The organism is Paenibacillus sp. FSL R5-0713 (genome assembly GCF_037973325.1).
GTDB lineage: Bacteria > Bacillota > Bacilli > Paenibacillales > Paenibacillaceae > Paenibacillus.
The window spans coordinates 6385542-6401527 of the sequence record NZ_CP150229.1 but is presented as its reverse complement, the minus strand read 5'-3'; the positions used below and the strand labels follow the sequence as shown (position 1 = coordinate 6401527).

Annotated in this window: 15 protein-coding genes; 13 read left to right on the top strand and 2 right to left on the bottom strand. The window is 46.5% G+C overall.

What is annotated here, in order from left to right; genetic code table 11:
- Positions 1–380: 380 nt before the first annotated feature.
- From MKZ12_RS28480 to MKZ12_RS28465, 4 genes are all read left to right on the top strand, one after another.
- Positions 381–1592: an S-layer homology domain-containing protein gene (locus MKZ12_RS28480; protein ID WP_339257865.1), complete on the top strand. Its 1212-nt coding sequence runs from the start codon at positions 381–383 to the stop codon at positions 1590–1592.
- Between the two features lie 408 nt (positions 1593–2000).
- On the top strand, positions 2001–4976 hold the full coding sequence (locus MKZ12_RS28475; RefSeq protein WP_339257864.1) for a DUF5704 domain-containing protein: 2976 nt from the start codon (positions 2001–2003) through the stop codon (positions 4974–4976).
- A gap of 111 nt (positions 4977–5087) precedes the next feature.
- Complete coding sequence (locus tag MKZ12_RS28470) at positions 5088–6311, top strand: WXG100 family type VII secretion target (RefSeq protein WP_339257863.1); 1224 nt, start codon at positions 5088–5090, stop codon at positions 6309–6311.
- 16 nt (positions 6312–6327) lie between these two features.
- Positions 6328–6573 carry a hypothetical protein gene (locus MKZ12_RS28465; RefSeq protein WP_339257862.1) on the top strand — a complete coding sequence of 82 codons (246 nt, stop codon included), beginning with the start codon at positions 6328–6330 and terminating at the stop codon, positions 6571–6573.
- 224 nt (positions 6574–6797) lie between these two features.
- Here the strand turns inward: MKZ12_RS28465 and MKZ12_RS28460 are convergent, their stop codons facing one another.
- Entirely contained in the window at positions 6798–7379 is a 582-nt protein-coding gene (locus MKZ12_RS28460; RefSeq protein WP_339261550.1) for an NAD(P)H-dependent oxidoreductase, read from the bottom strand.
- Between the two features lie 306 nt (positions 7380–7685).
- Complete coding sequence (locus MKZ12_RS28455; RefSeq protein WP_339257861.1) at positions 7686–8276, bottom strand: TetR/AcrR family transcriptional regulator; 591 nt, start codon at positions 8274–8276, stop codon at positions 7686–7688.
- A 160-nt stretch (positions 8277–8436) separates the two neighbouring features.
- On the opposite strand from MKZ12_RS28455, the gene MKZ12_RS28450 reads away from it, so the two are divergent.
- From MKZ12_RS28450 to MKZ12_RS28410, 9 genes are all read left to right on the top strand, one after another.
- Positions 8437–9420 (top strand): aminoglycoside phosphotransferase family protein, encoded by a 984-nt coding sequence (locus MKZ12_RS28450; RefSeq protein WP_339257860.1) that lies wholly within the window; start codon positions 8437–8439, stop codon positions 9418–9420.
- An 18-nt stretch (positions 9421–9438) separates the two neighbouring features.
- On the top strand, positions 9439–10437 hold the full coding sequence (locus tag MKZ12_RS28445) for a glycosyltransferase (RefSeq protein ID WP_339257859.1): 999 nt from the start codon (positions 9439–9441) through the stop codon (positions 10435–10437).
- 53 nt (positions 10438–10490) lie between these two features.
- A complete protein-coding gene (locus MKZ12_RS28440; protein WP_339257858.1) occupies positions 10491–10775 on the top strand; it encodes a hypothetical protein in 285 nt (94 codons plus the stop codon).
- A gap of 113 nt (positions 10776–10888) precedes the next feature.
- Positions 10889–11050: a hypothetical protein gene (locus MKZ12_RS28435; RefSeq protein ID WP_181150888.1), complete on the top strand. Its 162-nt coding sequence runs from the start codon at positions 10889–10891 to the stop codon at positions 11048–11050.
- 97 nt (positions 11051–11147) lie between these two features.
- Complete coding sequence (locus MKZ12_RS28430; RefSeq protein ID WP_339257857.1) at positions 11148–13145, top strand: ABC-F family ATP-binding cassette domain-containing protein; 1998 nt, start codon at positions 11148–11150, stop codon at positions 13143–13145.
- 317 nt (positions 13146–13462) lie between these two features.
- On the top strand, positions 13463–13885 hold the full coding sequence (locus MKZ12_RS28425) for a hypothetical protein (protein ID WP_339257856.1): 423 nt from the start codon (positions 13463–13465) through the stop codon (positions 13883–13885).
- Complete coding sequence (locus MKZ12_RS28420) at positions 13885–14169, top strand: hypothetical protein (RefSeq protein WP_192135170.1); 285 nt, start codon at positions 13885–13887, stop codon at positions 14167–14169. The genes MKZ12_RS28425 and MKZ12_RS28420 overlap by 1 nt, the downstream gene beginning before the upstream one ends.
- A gap of 4 nt (positions 14170–14173) precedes the next feature.
- Entirely contained in the window at positions 14174–15583 is a 1410-nt protein-coding gene (locus MKZ12_RS28415; protein ID WP_339257855.1) for a glutathionylspermidine synthase family protein, read from the top strand.
- The gene (locus MKZ12_RS28410; protein ID WP_339238609.1) at positions 15571–15975 is read left to right on the top strand and encodes a DUF350 domain-containing protein; all 405 of its coding nucleotides are present in this window, start codon (positions 15571–15573) and stop codon (positions 15973–15975) included. Before MKZ12_RS28415 ends, MKZ12_RS28410 begins: the two co-directional genes overlap by 13 nt.
- The last annotated feature ends 11 nt before the right edge of the window (positions 15976–15986 follow it).

Below are 15986 nucleotides of genomic sequence, written 5' to 3'. Positions count from 1 at the left end.
GTTGTAAGTCAGTTAGATAAATTCCAAAACGGAAAATACATTCAAAACTACACAGGGTGGATGGATTTTAAAATTTCTCAGGCTGACTAAATTCTTCAACGGAAAGTACCTAAAGTAACCATAGTCAGTGACTTGTAACCATCATGTGTGATCTTCAAATGAGGATTAAGCAACTGGATAAATGGCACCTGGGACATACGTCGGAATTGGTGGACTACATTAATCAGAAGGCAGAAGATTTTATACAAGCAGATTCCGGAGCACAGTGAACATTTACATAGTAGTAAACCGTGCGAAAAAACAAAGGCGTCACAAAGAACATGTAGAAACGAAAAAGAACCTAACTAACCAAAAATCTAACTAATCGGAGAGTGGAAAAGTTGAAAAAAATAATGTTACCTATAATGAGCACTGTAGTAGTCGTATCGACATTGATTTCTTCCCAGGTTTATGCCGCAACAACAACCTTCAAAGATGTACAAGCTAATCACTGGGCAAAGTCTGCTATTGAATCTGCGGTTTCAAAGGGATACTTCAAAGGATACGGTAATGGATTGTTCAAGCCCAATGCTTCGGTAACAAGAGCAGAGTTTGCGTCCCTAATTTCACGAGTAGCCAAAGACATGACACTTCCGGAAGATGCCCAGACGGATTCATTCAAGGATCTGAATGGACACTGGAGTAAAGCGGAGGTGGATCGGGCAGTTAATTTGGGGTTCATTAATACCAAAGACTATCCAAACGGATTTAAACCAAGTACTCCGATTACTCGCGAAGAAATGGCCAAATGGCTGAGTTCCGGATTGGTTGCATCCAGTAATGAGTATAAAACAGCATTTGCTGAAACGAAAGAAACGTTACTTCCAGTCAAAGAGTCCTTTAAACCAGGAATCGCGCAAGACAAAATTCCTTACCTCGCGCTTGCAATGGGAACCAACCTGATGAACGGATTTCCGGACGGATCGTTTGGAATGGACAAAACAACAACACGAGCTGAATCTTCTGCCATTTTGCTAAGACTCGAAAATGTGCTAAAAAAGAATGCGGCTGCATTTGATGATTTAAACGAGCTACGTATGGTAGGAATAGAAAAATCTAATCTTGAATTAGTATCTAGTTTGACAACAGGAAATACCTCTATCTCTGATATTTCAGGTAAGAGAAAAACCTTTAGAAATGGATCTGGGAGTCTGGTGTTTCACCGTTTAATTGCTGTGGATGTGCAGGAATGGAATAAAAAGAAAAGCATCTATGCGCCACTCTTTGTCGCAGCAGATGATAAGTCCTTTTATGATGAAATGAGAAATGTACTACCAGTATTTTCGGAAATCACTATTTATCCTAAGGCTAAAGACTTTGATGTAATTCATTATTTAAATGGTGTTATTGATTTTACAGGTGGATCTAAAATAGTAAACAAATTGCATGAAAAGTATGGGTACATTAATTTGCCTAACATGAATACAAAGCAATTCTTCAAAGAAAACAATAAGGGAGTAAGATTATGGGTTGCTAACTACATTGATCTCAATAACCCGAATTCCCAATTTGATATGGACGGTGGATCTTTTGCTGTGATCAGAAAGAAATGAGGTTAGTTTAGAATGAAGAAGTATGTTTTTACTGTTTTGTTTACCTTCATAATTGTATATCTTACATTTGCATTATCTTATACATCATATGCAAATTTTAATAAGGGTTACCCAAATAAAGGTATTGAAGTTAATCCTAGTGGATTAGCCAGAGGTAAACAATCAATAAAGGTAATGGTGACAGGAACTGCCTCCCCTCACCCTATGACAGTATGGACGCAAGGTGACGGTGATATTTGGTCAGCAACAAGGAATGAAGGTGCTGACCGAGTAACAACCACCACATATGGAAGTGGAGTAGATGCCGTACCAAGAGGAGATGAATTTGTAAAAGACAAGATTAATACGCTAGACTATGTTCCAGCATCATTAGGTGATGATAAACAAAATCTTTTCAGAAGACAGTATGTGAAATCATTAGGCATAGAAGACATTAACTATGTCTCGGCCCCAAGTTATACAGTTGAGCCTGGATCAAAGCCGGAATATGAAAAAGGTAATTTGTTTGCAATACTAAAAACAAAAACAGGATACCCAAAGCAAGCAACAAAAAAAGAACCTTATGGTGGTATTAGACCTGATGGACACCGTAAATATCAAGCGACCTATGATACCCCGTTGAAAATTGACTATTCCGGTTACGTAAACGAAACCAAAGAGATCCGAGTACGAGAAGACATGCAGCTTCAGGTTAATGATGTAAAATCATTGGTTGCAGAGATCCGAACTAAAGCATACGACCAAGAAGAATTCGGTAACTGGGTGAATGTCTCCAAGCGTGCCGATCAAATTGAATGGAGTTCTAACCAAAAAGAAGTAGTTTACGTAGAAAAATTAACAGGGCAAATTGTGGCTAAAAACGTCGGAACGGCAATCATCACTGCAAAATGGAAGAATTCCAAAGATGGACCGTATTACATTTATGAAAATGTAACGATTACAGTTGGCGACACGCCACCACCTGAAATTCCGGAGACTCCTGATGCGGCATGTGCAGAGTCACCTGTCGGAGAAATGACAGGGGAGAGAATGGACGCTAATGCAAGCGCAGTTATTAAGGCCGATCAACGTGGAAATGAGCCATTTGACGTACTGCGAGGCATCCCTACCTCTGAGAGTTTATATGGCAATGTATTTGGTCTAAGTTACCTATTCCAAAATAAGTTTGTGAACATGCAAGGTACTTGTACATATACCGTAGTGGTTGAAAAAACGTATAACAAAACGTGGACAGAGGTAAAGGAAATCTCGGATGGTAAAGGCGGTAAGACAACGGTATCAACTCCAAGATCTAGAGATGTCAAAGTACCATACACCTACACTGTGAAACGGGATTTCGATTATTGGAAAATTGACACTTTACTCGTTTATGAGATAACCGATGCGATTCTAAAAAACTATGCGCTACCACAGATTGAACTATATCCTGCTGATTATCGTAGTCCCATCTATGCAGCGACTACGAACGGTACCTTTTATGCACCCAATACACCACCTGTGTTAACAGCGCCTTCACAGCCAGTGCCGGGAGGGACCAGCGAGCCATCAACGCCAACAGATGATCTCTCATCTATTGCGGAAGATGCTGTGCCAAAGGTCCAAGTTAAGAATGACTATTTGAAGTTTAATGGTGCTGTTGTTATGGATAACCTAAAAGTAGAAGAGACGGGTCCAACGCCAGGTCAGATCGCAGAACCCCAAATGATTGGTAAAGATGTTCTGTATAGTCCTGACAATGAAATATCCAAAACCTTGTTAAATAAGAAGGATACGCCTAGCACAGGCGAAATCCGTTATGAATTAATGAGTGGAAATGTTAATGATGGTAATGAAGAAGAAACCTTTGAAATTCCAGGGATTAACACAGTCACCGTTCATACGCCAGTCGTGAACTACTCCCTTGTTTCAGACGATCAACCTCATAATCAGAAAACGATACCGAATATGGATCGGTCTGCCCTTATTTTGGAGCGGCCGTTCACAGTCCGTATCCCCACGAGCGGACAACATCTGGATGTCAACTCGTATCCGGGATATGGGGATCGGGATTATGCCAAATATTATCGAATCAAACAGGTGCGGTTTCCGTTTGACGTGTACAGTGCCGACCGGTCACAGTTCTACCCGCGGAGTACGTGGATCGATATTCCGGTGTACGTGCTCGATACCGATTTCTATCTGCCTGTGTGGGTAGATGAGGGAGATTACCAGGTGGAGTTCCGTAATATTGCAGAGAATGCACCTGCCGATTTTGAATCGATGTCCAGAAGCAATGCCCAACCCGATGCCAACACAGATCTAACCTATCATCTGGCCAGCGACGAAGTATCTGTGGAGGTCATTGGGAGGTTATACGACTTTGAAATCACGGACATTGCAGACTACAACTGGGAGCTTGTTTTCCGGCGATTTAAGGGCAGTATTGCCCCAACCTGGATCAGTTATTGGACGGGAACGCAGGGCATCGACGGTGACAAGCGAGGGAACAAACCGCAGTTCACCGTACCGATTCGCCCAGGTAGTCATCCGCTGCAAGGGTATCAGAATGTGGCTGTGAAGACGGGATATCACTTTAAGTTTGATTTCAAAACCAAGGGCAATATGTTCGGGCCCAGAGACGGCATTCGCCTGACTCCGACCTTTGATTTTGTCAGCAAAGATGGGAAAACGCGCGTACCGGTAGATCTGTATTACTCGACGAACCAGCGTAATTTCATTCGTATTGGTTCAGCAGAGGATCAAGTTAAGCGGTTTGTCATTCTCAATGATCGGTTACGTCAAGTACCTTCGGAACAGCTACGAGATACGGCGACCTACAAATATAATCGCTATGGCGAAATTCATCCAGGAATGATGAGTGAACGGACGTATCAGGAGTATTACCGGGATAAATTTACGAAAATGAAAACCCCTGTAGGCGGATACAGTCTATTGCTGATGCCGGAGCAATTACGTACGTTTATCGGCCCCAAAACGAATATTCCGACGAACGCAAGTGCGGATGTACTTCGTACAAATGCGGCCATTCAGCAGTGGTATGGAGAGTATAGTCTACCCGCGGAGCCTTACGTGGTTCAAGCAGGAACCAATCTGGCCGAGTATGGGCGCACCCATGGTGGTTTGGATGCAAAGTCACCCATCTTCTTAAAGAACGGCTATATCGTGGTGAACATTAACTTGGAGTCGATCCAGGAAGGGAATTTGGGGGCTCCGCATCTGCAATATATCCATGCACCGCTGATGAACCAATGGTTGCTGGAAGGATTTCAGAATCAAGTCGAAGATAGCTATGGCAACTCGTTCACTTTAAGGGACGGAGATGTGGTGTTCTACCATGCCGATCGTTCCAGCCGGGATGATTTTAGTGCACAGGTGCCACATTAAGCGAGAACGTACAGTTTAAATAAGCCCGAAATAGGCTGAACGTTTAGAACAGAATAGGTTGAGATAAGAAAGAAATAGATAGAGTCCGGCATTGGACAGATGGAGAACGCGATGAGTAGAATACAAGTAACCCCGGAACGTTTGTTTGAAGCCTCACGAGAGGTTGAACGGACTCGCGCGCGAATGGGGGATACACGCGAGGAACTCGTTCGATTGATCCGCTGGATGGAATCGATGTGGTCCGGGATGGTGCGAGAACGGTTTTTAGAACGATTTGAAGAAACCCAGCCCCGCATGATCGAAACGCTGGAGCATTTGACCCACATCGCGAAGGAACTCCGAGACATTGGTGTCCGTTTTCAGCAGGCAGATGAGATGAGCGGGGCAGCAGTGGCAGGTGCCGTAGCTACGATGTCTATCGGGCTGAAAGCAGCGAATAGTCCTAGTGATAAAGGATATCGAATGGTGTACAATTCTCAGTGGCATATGTGGCTACCGGTCAACGAGAAGGGTGTGACCGACCAGGCAGCCCTTCAGGCGTTTGAAAAGGATAAGGGTAATTTAGATATTAGTACCTTGAATCAGGGCCCTGGTCCTGTCGAACCACTAGATCAGGATTTGATCCAATTACAGATTGAAGCTTTCGAGTTGGGTTTTAATCCCTTTACAGGAGAGCCTGTCACGGAATCCTATGCCAAACTGATGATTACATCGCTAAAATGGAGTCAAATTGTAGCCGGAATCGGGCTGGTCACCGGAGGTCTATCAGGCGGAAAAGGTCCTTACAAAGGACGTGGGACCAATCCGGCGATTGCCAAGGTAAAACAGACTATTAAAGATGCAAAGGCGAAGAGAGAGCAGTCGACCAAGGGGAAACCTAACGGAACTCCAAATCCTACTCATAATGCTAATGGAGATAGAATTGATAATGTTGATGTTCCAAAAGTAAAAGAGCCTTCTTCAGTCTCTGAATTTATGAGGCAGGAGGATCTGGCTTTTGATAAGTATAGTGCATTTAAAAAAAAGAAAACTGATACGAGTGACATTGCGAAGAATACAGGATGGAAGGAATCAGATATTCAACAAATTAAGAATCATTTACTTTTCGAAAAGCATAAATTTGATAGTGGAGAAATTAAGTTATTTGACCCTAACTATCAACAGGCATTAGCCTGGGAGCGATTAATGAAAGGTAACTATAATAAAAACGACATCTTATTACTCAATCATGAATTGTTTGAATCCAATTATATGAAAAAATATGGTGTAACTTATGAAAAAGCTCATGCAGAGGCACAAAAGCATTATAATTGGTCAGATAGTGTATATAAATAATTAGGGAGGTAGAATTTTGGCAACTTACGTTCTGTTAGTTAAAGAAGAAGAGACAGAGAATTTTGTAGTGTACAAGTTTGGTCCTGATGAAAACTCATTAGGGAAGATAAAGTTAAGTAAATCGGATGGGGAATGTGAGGAAATTGAAAAAGTTCCGGGATCCACTACAAATTTCTATTATTTACGTGCAGCTTCAAAATTAATTAGAATCTTAAGAGAGAATGACGGCGTTTTTCCGGATAGAACGTCTTATGCTTCTTAAGGGAAATGCTTGTCTATGAGTAGATTCGACCCAGTACCGAATGATATCATCATTTAACTATTAACCATATAGCATTGAACAGGTCGATCATGGTTAGATACTCCCATGATTGACCTGTTTTAGTTAGCATCGTTTTATACAAAACAAACTTAGCAAACAGCGTTTTAATTAAACTTTACTTATACACAATGTAACTGACCATGCGACGATGGATATCTACTCAGTTACCCCATCTTTCTCCCAAGCAACTCGATCTTCTCCAACCATTTCTTTCTCTGTTCCTCGGACTGTTTTCCCACCACATCTACAGGTGTTATCCGAACAGGTTTGATGCCGGTCAGTGCAAATGTGGAGATTTTCATCATTTTATGTGCGGGCTCACCCTGGAACCATTTGAAGTACCAGTACGGGCCATCCATTGTGGTGATCATGCGGGCGGTACGGCCTTTGAGCAGCTGATCCGGGAAGGGTTTTCCTTTTTGATACTTGAAGGCGTAACCTGGCATGAAGATTCGGTCAACAAAACCTTTCAGCAGGGCAGGCGGTCCTCCCCACCAAATCGGGAATACCCATACGAGATGCTCGGCCCACTTGATTGCTTCTTGAGCTTGTAGCAAATCCGGTTCGAGTGGAAGCTTATTACGATAGCCTCCCTCTAAATTTATGTTGAATTCCAGTTCGTTCAGGGTGATCATGCGAACCTCGGCACCTGCCTGCACAGCGCCTTTACGATAAGCTTCGGCGATTGCGCCATTATAACTTGGGGAAACGGGGTTGCCTTGGATGATTAATATTTTCTTCATGATAACGACACGTCCTGACTATTTTAGTTAATGAACACTAACCTCATGTGCAAAAAGAAAAGGTCACGTATGACCCGGTAATCCATCGGTATATCCTGATGGTATGTTGACGATTCTCTTTTAGAAGTTGTTCAAAAAGTCCGCTTTTGATTACGAATCATGCCTAACGGCATTATCAGCATCGAATATGGGATTCAGCCGAATAAGCATATGCTTACGAAGTATGTTTTCTTCGGAAACATTTTAGTTGCTCACGTAGTTTTCCCTACGCTCCGCTACTCCATTTCTATCTTCATCCCATCTCTACCATTACTCCTGAGATACGTGCCCTAACATCAATGAGAGTCGGTGAACGGTTTCCCCGGTGTAGGGTACCAACAACTCTGGCAATTCACCTTGCATACTCGAGACCGCCATACGTGTAATCGCGCCGATCACTAGAACGGCTGTGAGCCGTGAATCCTGCTGAGGCAGTTCGCCCCGCATCATTCCCTGATCGATCAGATCCATTAACGCATCCAATGGTTGACGGTAATCTTCACTGCTTCCCGCTTCAATGAATATTTCATGATTCTGTGAAATCAACAGCAGTCCATAGGGATCTTCATCGTGCAGGTGAAGAACCTCGGTAATCAGTTGCTTGAAGCGCTCCAACACGGGACCTTCCTGTCGAACATACCCGTCAATCAGTGAAGTATAGTCCGCGCAGTATTGGGTGAAGGCTTCCAGGGCAACGGCATCTTTGTTTTTAAAATGTTTGTAAATCGCCGCATCGGTTACTCCGGCGGCGTCACCGATCTCTTTGACGGATATGCCGTCAACGCCTTTGGTTGCAAACAAGCGCATCGCCGCTTGTAAAATATCTTTCTTTTTACTATCTACATGAGGTTTGTTCTTCATAATCGTATAGTAAGTGATTACTAACTAAAATGCAACGGGCAATTTTGAAACTTTAAATGGAGACACGGAATAAGCGCCTACGAACAAAGCTTGCAGGCTTGAGAGAGGCAACGTATGATGAATAGAAATCAACATCGGAGCAGCAGGAAGAACGAAACGGATGGTGGATTGCGTGAAAGATGAGATGGATGCATACGGCTGGGTGACGCCCGAAGGAATGCTGAATAATCACTATATAACAAGCCGCGAACAGTTGTATCAAGGAATGAACGGACGATATGTGGAGCGATTCACTGTTCCTACCGGGGAAAGTTATATTTTTAAACCGCTGACGAATCCTGCACAGCACGGACGAGAACGATGGATGTACGAGCGTGTGATGTCTGGCTTACCACCAATCTATCCGCAACTCATTGCAGCCTCGGATCTTACCATTGCTCCAGCACAGAGCTGGATGATCTACGAGGATCTGGGGCAACTGGTGCATGATTCGCAAGAAGTGACAATGCTGAACACAGCGGTGCATATGGCAATGTGGCATGCGTTGCCTGTTACGGAATGGAGCGAGTTGCCTCGCGTGGGCCAGAAACCGTCTATTCGCACCATGTTGGATGAGTTGCAGATGCACAGACAATCTGTGGATGACCTGTTGTCTACGCTGGATATGCGATTGTCTTCATCGGATTGGGACATGATTGCCGCGTTGATTCTCACAGCAGAGGAAGAACTTCCTACCGTTCTGTGTCACGGAGACCTGCATCCCGGGAACCTGGCGGAAGTTGACGGTAGGCTGGTCGTCTTGGACTGGGAGCATGCCCATCTGAATACGCCGCTGTGGGACATGTACCATCTGGTTGATCTCTCGCATCCGCTGTTTCCCAGAACGGTTACGCCTGCTTTGCGAGAGCGGGTCATAGACATTTATTTGGACAAACTAGAGAGCCTGGGCGTACAGATTGAACGGGATTCTTTGGCAGCATGGTACAACGCCTATGCTATTGTATTCTCACTTTGGATGCTGCGTTTGATTGATGGTGACCTGAGAAGTGAAGAATGTGTATGGCCGAAGGAACAGCTGAATAACCAGTGGCTTGAGACGACAGCGACGCTGGAACAGTGCATGAAGCAGATGCGTGAGGAATAGAAATGAGGGGTGAGAAGCTTGCGTAAAGTCGGACTTATTATGCGTAAAATTCAATTCACAGAAGCACAGGGGCCGCGTGTATTTGCGGATCGACTGAAGCAGATCGGCCTGGAGCTGGGCGTGGAGATTGTGTTCATCTCGCCGGAGCGTCATGTCAGCGGATACGACTGGTTGCCGGGGTATGAGCATGAGAAAGGTGACTTGGTGAACTACGATATCGTGCTGGACCAGATTTATAGCCAAAATATAGAGCATGTCATCTACACGGTATCCGGGTTTACGTTTTTGAAGATGTTCTTACCCAAGAGTGTATTGTTCCCGCACAGTTTCCCCGATCCCGCGCTGACGGGATATGAGATGATGAAGCCATTTTATACGATGGTGGACAAAGCAATTGTGCAGACCGAGTTTTTGAAAACAGAACTGGGCCGCAACTTCGGCGTACATGACGTGAACGTCATCCCGATTGGCTTTAGTGAAGAGCTGGCGAACCGGCACTATGACCCGAGCCAGGTCGTGCATAATCGGGTGCTCTGGATCGGTAGGGATGAAGCGAATCGTCGACCGGATCTGGTGCTGGAATATGCGCGGCAGAACCCGGATAAGGAAGTGTACATGGTGTTCGGCGGTGTTCGCTATAAGGAAACCATGAAGAAGTACGACATTCCTGCCAACGTGAAACTGAAGTTCGCGCTCACACAGGATGAGATATTTACGTTGATGAACTCCGCTAAGGTCTATTGGAACTGTTCCGCCTTTGATACGTTTGCAATGCCGCTGACCGAAGCGATGGCGATGGGCAAAATGGTTGTGAAGCCGGAGCACGCTTGCTACGGTCACATTCGATCCACGCATGCCTTTGCAGGCAACGAGGACAACTGGTTTGAACTCGTGAACATGGCTGCCGCAGCACCGCGCAGTGTGTCGGAAGACAATCGGGAGTATGCTTTTGGTGCTTTTTCGCGCACGAAGATGAAAGAAGGATACAGGAATTTTTTCTCCGATTGGTTGAAGTAACGTAATGTCTGTAACAAAGCGCTTGATCCATCCAGCAACAGGAGGGGAACCTTATGGAAGTACTGATCTTATGGACATTGGGAATGTGGGCGGTGCAGCTGCTTATTGAATGGTTGATCTACCGTTTACAAGGGCGGCGAATGACGTGGGTTCAGTATATATTGCCATGTGTAGCCTTGCTTGGCGGAGCCGTTGTAATTATGATCAGTATCGATATGGGCGGCTGGAATGGCATCGGATATGCGTTGCTCGGTGTATCACTCGGTACTGCGGGAATGTTAACACTTATTACGGTGGCGATCAGAGATGTGATGCTTCGGCGACGGGGCGGGAACTAGATTCAGCAGTAAAGCTGCTGTGCAGTTAGGATGAATTGCGCGATGGGATGGTTGCAGGAATGCATTCGTCTGTGATATATTGACATTAATTATGACAAGGGAGGTGAAGACAGGTGAATCACGAGATGCTTAACAACCGTATTAGCCAGCTGCCGATTGCTATGGCTGGCATTGTTCATACTTTTCTGACCAACGGGAGAAGTCTGTCCAATTTTGAATATACGGAAGTTAACATGTGCGAGAAGATGCCTGCCTTGACCTCATTCGGACGATAAGCGATATTGCTTGAATTCTGAAGGGCCGCGGAGCTAACCTCCTGCGGCTCTTTTTGTGTTGCGGTCAGGATCTTCCAACTATAGGAGGAACCTTATTATGATGATGATTAGCGCGCAACAACTGACTCAATACCACGGAGCACATCTGGTGCTGGACGGCATTACATTTGAAATTATGGAAGGTGACAAGGTTGCCTTAATCGGCCGCAACGGAAGCGGCAAGACCACACTTATGCGCCTGATGGCAAGAATGAACAAGCCGGATGAAGGGCAATTGATGATCAAAAAAGATACACGGACCGGTTACGTGGCACAAGTTCCGGAAGGGCTAGATGACCATACCGTACTGGATGTGCTGAGCCTTGGATTCAAGGAGCTTATGATATGTCGCACGCAAATGAAGAAAATGGAGCAGCAGATGTCCGATCCGGCATGTGCAGCAGACCCTAATCAATTGGAGCGTCTGCTCAAACGATACGCGGCACTGCAAGAACAGTTTGAGCGTGAGGGTGGATACGAAATGGATGCCCGAATCAATCAGGTTGCGGACGGTCTGGATATTGCCAAGACGCATTATGAATGGCGCTTCGGTTCACTGTCCGGTGGGGAACAGACCCGGGTGGTGCTGGCCTCGCAGCTGATCGTAAAACCCGATCTGTTATTGCTGGATGAGCCGACGAACCATCTTGATCTGGAGCGGGTGGAGTGGCTGGAAGGATTTTTACGAGAATACTCCGGCACCATTGTCCTGATCTCGCATGATCGCTATTTTCTGGATCGGGTGGTGAATCGAACGCTGGAGCTGGAGGATGGTGAGGCGTTAACGGCAGCGGGGGGCTATACGGAATATATGGCGGTGAAAGAACAGCGGCTGTTGCAGCAATTCGAGGAGTTCAAGGAGCAGCAGAAGGTGATCAAAAAAATGAAGGAAACGATCCGCCAGCTGGAGGAGTGGGGCCGAGTTGGTGGCAATGAAAAGTTCTTCCGGCGGGCCGCTTCCATGCGCAAAGCACTGGAGCGGATGGAACAGGTGAAGCGTCCCATATTGGAGCGGCGCAATGCCGATTTCGATGTGCGTCCTACGGATCGAACAGGTAAACGGGTCGTGGTCCTGGAACAAGTGGAGAAGAGTTATGGCGAGCGAGCGATTCTACGCGGGATTTCGGGTCTGCTGGAATATGGTGACAAAATTGCTCTTATTGGTCGGAACGGCTCCGGTAAGACGACCCTGTTCAAGCTGTTGCTTGGTGAAGAGCAACCCAATGCTGGCAAGCTGGAGTGGGGGGCGCGTGTGGATGTAGGGTATCTGGCTCAACAGGAGGAACCTACGAATCCGAAGCTGAATGTACTCGAATACTTCAGACTTGAAGCAGGTGTGGAGGAAGGGGAAGCACGCGGAATTCTGGCACGATATCTATTCTATGGCGCGGATGTATTCCGCGCAGTGGGGCAATTATCCGGCGGGGAATGGACACGCCTGCGGCTGGCTCTGCTGGTGCAGCGTAAACCCAATGTACTGCTTCTTGATGAGCCGACCAACCATCTGGATATCGCATCCAGGGAAGCGCTGGAAGAGTCGTTGGTTGATTTTGAAGGTACCGTACTTGCCATCTCACATGATCGGTACTTCGTCAATCGCCTGGCGTCCCGTGTCTGGGAACTGGAGGACGGACAGATGAACGCTTATCTGGGAGACTATGAGGCGTATCGCGAGAAGAAGCTTGAATTGCAAGCTCGTGCGGCGGCGACAGGTCAGAGTACAGCCGGGAGAGCCGCCGTACCATCCGGCGGAAAAGGCAATTCAGAGATGAAGTCAGGTATGACCACAGCGTCGAGCGGGACTATCCGATCAGGGAAGAAGCCAGAAGCTACCTCGGTAGCAACTGCATCGAACGATAGAAGTGGCAATGGCAACCAACCGTCTGCGGAGAAGCTGGAACAGACGTTGGCTCGTCTTGAGGCACAGATTCAGGTGTTGGATCAACAGCTGGAAACGGTGCAGAACAATCCGCTTGAACTGGAACAAATCTGGCATGATCGTGAGCAATTGTCCGCTGAATATAATGATGTATTGGCTCAGTGGGCTGAGTTATAGGTCCGAATGGCATGAGCATAAGGTTGAACAAACGAGGTCGGGGAATCTTCTCCGGCCTTTTTGGAGCGGGGTTAAAACATACCAAACGCGGAATCTGCTAGTTTTCTCAAGCTTTATTGATCCAAGAACGTGGCGACAACCTGTTCTCATTTTTACATGTCATGGTGAATAGTGTAACTTTTTTCCTCCACATGCGTTAAATACGTTTGTATGAATGGAAACGGCTCACCTAAGAGCTTACAGAAAGGGAGGTTATCGGTATCTATTATTCATTGACGTATCGGAGTTGGTCAGATGATCGACAGGCGGAGACGGGGGTGCTGGAACAGACTTCAGTCACACGGGATGAACTGTTCATGCGCAAACTGGTGGATGCCACCTTGGTGAAAAATAAACTCTGGGCGCATCTGTCCAATGAATGCCAGGATGGGCGGGAACATGCGTTATATGTAACTGCGTATGACCAACAGATGCCGGACGAGTACGGTGCAGCCATTGCGGATGCTGCGCTGGCGATGTGCAAAATGTCTTCCATGTACAGCGCAGAGTATATGTTGTGGAATGGAAGTTCATTTCAGGAGTTGGAACTCACAGCTTCATCCACCTATACGATGGAGCTTGCCGAGCAGCTGCTTGACCATTATATGGTTCGGGATGGCAAGACGTATGAATTCCTGTATTCCGTGCTGGATGCGGATCGCAAGAAAGTGTTGTTTTATATGAAAGAGGTGGATCTGTGATGAGTGAGCAAGAGCGGGGGCAAGCATCGAAACCCGGATCAAAAGCGAAGCTGGTTGCTTTCTCCCTGATGCTGGCAGTTCCTGCCGTGTTATCCGGTTGCGGCAGCAACAATGATGAATGTGACCCGGAGTATGATACCGGATGTGAATATGATTCCAGCAGCGGGCACTATTACTATGGCGGGTCGTCGTATCGAAGCAATAAGGACAGCAACAGCTCCTATAGCAAATCCAAGTCCAAATCAAGCGGCTTCGGCAGTTTCTTCCGCAGTTCGGGAGGATAACCGGATGAGGCACGTGATCCAACTGCCATTAAGTCACGAAGAGGTATTTCAGGGAGAAACGGCACGACAGATTCCATACCATCGGATGTACGGGAAGCAATATTGTGTGCCTGCATTAACAGTCTATTCTCCTTCGGAGGTACAAGAGCTGCGTACCGCAGCCGAGGCGGTAGACAGGATCTATTGCAAAGTGATGCGATTTATCCAACAGTACATGCCGGATTCCTTTTTGGAGCATCAGTTAGGTATTCATCCTGGGCTTATTCCGGCGGCACGTATGGAGATGGTGACTGGAGGCATTACCCGCCAGGATTGGATTATTGGAGAAGCGGGGCCAAAGTGTATTGAAAATAATACGGACACCCCGACGGGTATACCGGAGGCTGCTGCTTTGGAAAATATTCTTGTGGGTCTTGCCGAGGATACCACGCTAGCCGCGCCATCTGCCGAGATGGATGAACGTATTCGAGAATGTTTCAGAATGTGGCTGGAATTCTATGCAGCGCAGGGGTTACAGGGCCCCGTGACGTTCACTTCTTTTGGGGAACATGTCGAAGATCGAACGAATACCGAGTACCTGATGAAGCGTTGCCGGGAAGCGGGATACGAAGCCTGTTATGCCCCGCTAGAGGAACTGGAGATTGTTCCGGGAGAGGCTCTTTACCATAAAGGTCGGGAGATTAATCTGCTCTACCGCCTCTATCCACTGGAATATCTAGTTGATGATCGGGATGAGACAACAGGGGTGGACATTGGCGCTGCGCTACTTGATCTGGTACGAGAGGGACGATTGGGCCTGATGAACCCCGTTCAGCATGTGCTGATGCAGAGCAAAGGTTTCATGGCGGCGATCTGGTCGCTCTACGAGCGTAATGAGCAAACCCCGGAATATTGCGGGTTTACCCTCTTTGATGATACAGAGATGGACGTCATTTCCCGATATCTGCTGCCAACCTATTTTTCGGCTGAACCCTTCGAGCTGAACGCCATGCCATATGTAGCCAAAAGCTATTGGGGGCGCGAAGGCAGAGGAACTCTTTTGCTGGATGGGAATGCAGTACAGCAGAAGTTGGATCATCAGAGGCTTACGGAGCTGGAGGAAAAGTCGGCTTCTCCTCTAACCTTGAGAGCGGCAGATTCACTCCAAGAAGACGAGGATGAAGAAATTGCGGCCTACTACAATAACCAGCCCAAAATCTATCAGAAACTGGTCCCGATGGAGCAGGTCGTGATCGAGACAGAAGATGGCGCGTACAGCGGTTATCTGCTTACAGGGGTATTTGTGATCGGTGGGCGTTTGGCTGGGTTGTTACCCAGGGTCGGGGAGAAAGTAACCGGTGATATGGCCTATTATTGCGCGGCTGCGGTTCGTGAACGGATGAATGATGAGGAGGAGAAGGAATGGAGAACTTAGGATTGAACTTGCTGAATGTTGCGGTGGGTATAGGCATTTTGCTGGTGGTATTGGTATGTGGGTATTTCGCTTTTAGTAAATTGACCCGGTATAACGATAGTGAGGAGATTGCGAAAGGAAACGAAGCGGCAGGCATGTACATGGGCAGCAAATTGCTAGGACTGTGTATTATTGTGGGTATGGTATCTTTCTCGACACATTCGTGGTTGGATATGCTGCTGTGGTCGGCGTTTGGAATTATTGTGCTGTGCCTGGTCTATATTATATTTGACTTCCTCACGCCCAAAATGCGAGTTTGCGACGAAATTGCACGAGGGAATATGGCGGTAGCGCAGCTGCTGCGTTCGATTATCATCGGCGTTTCCATCGTCATCGGTACATTTTTGATGTAAAATAAGACATA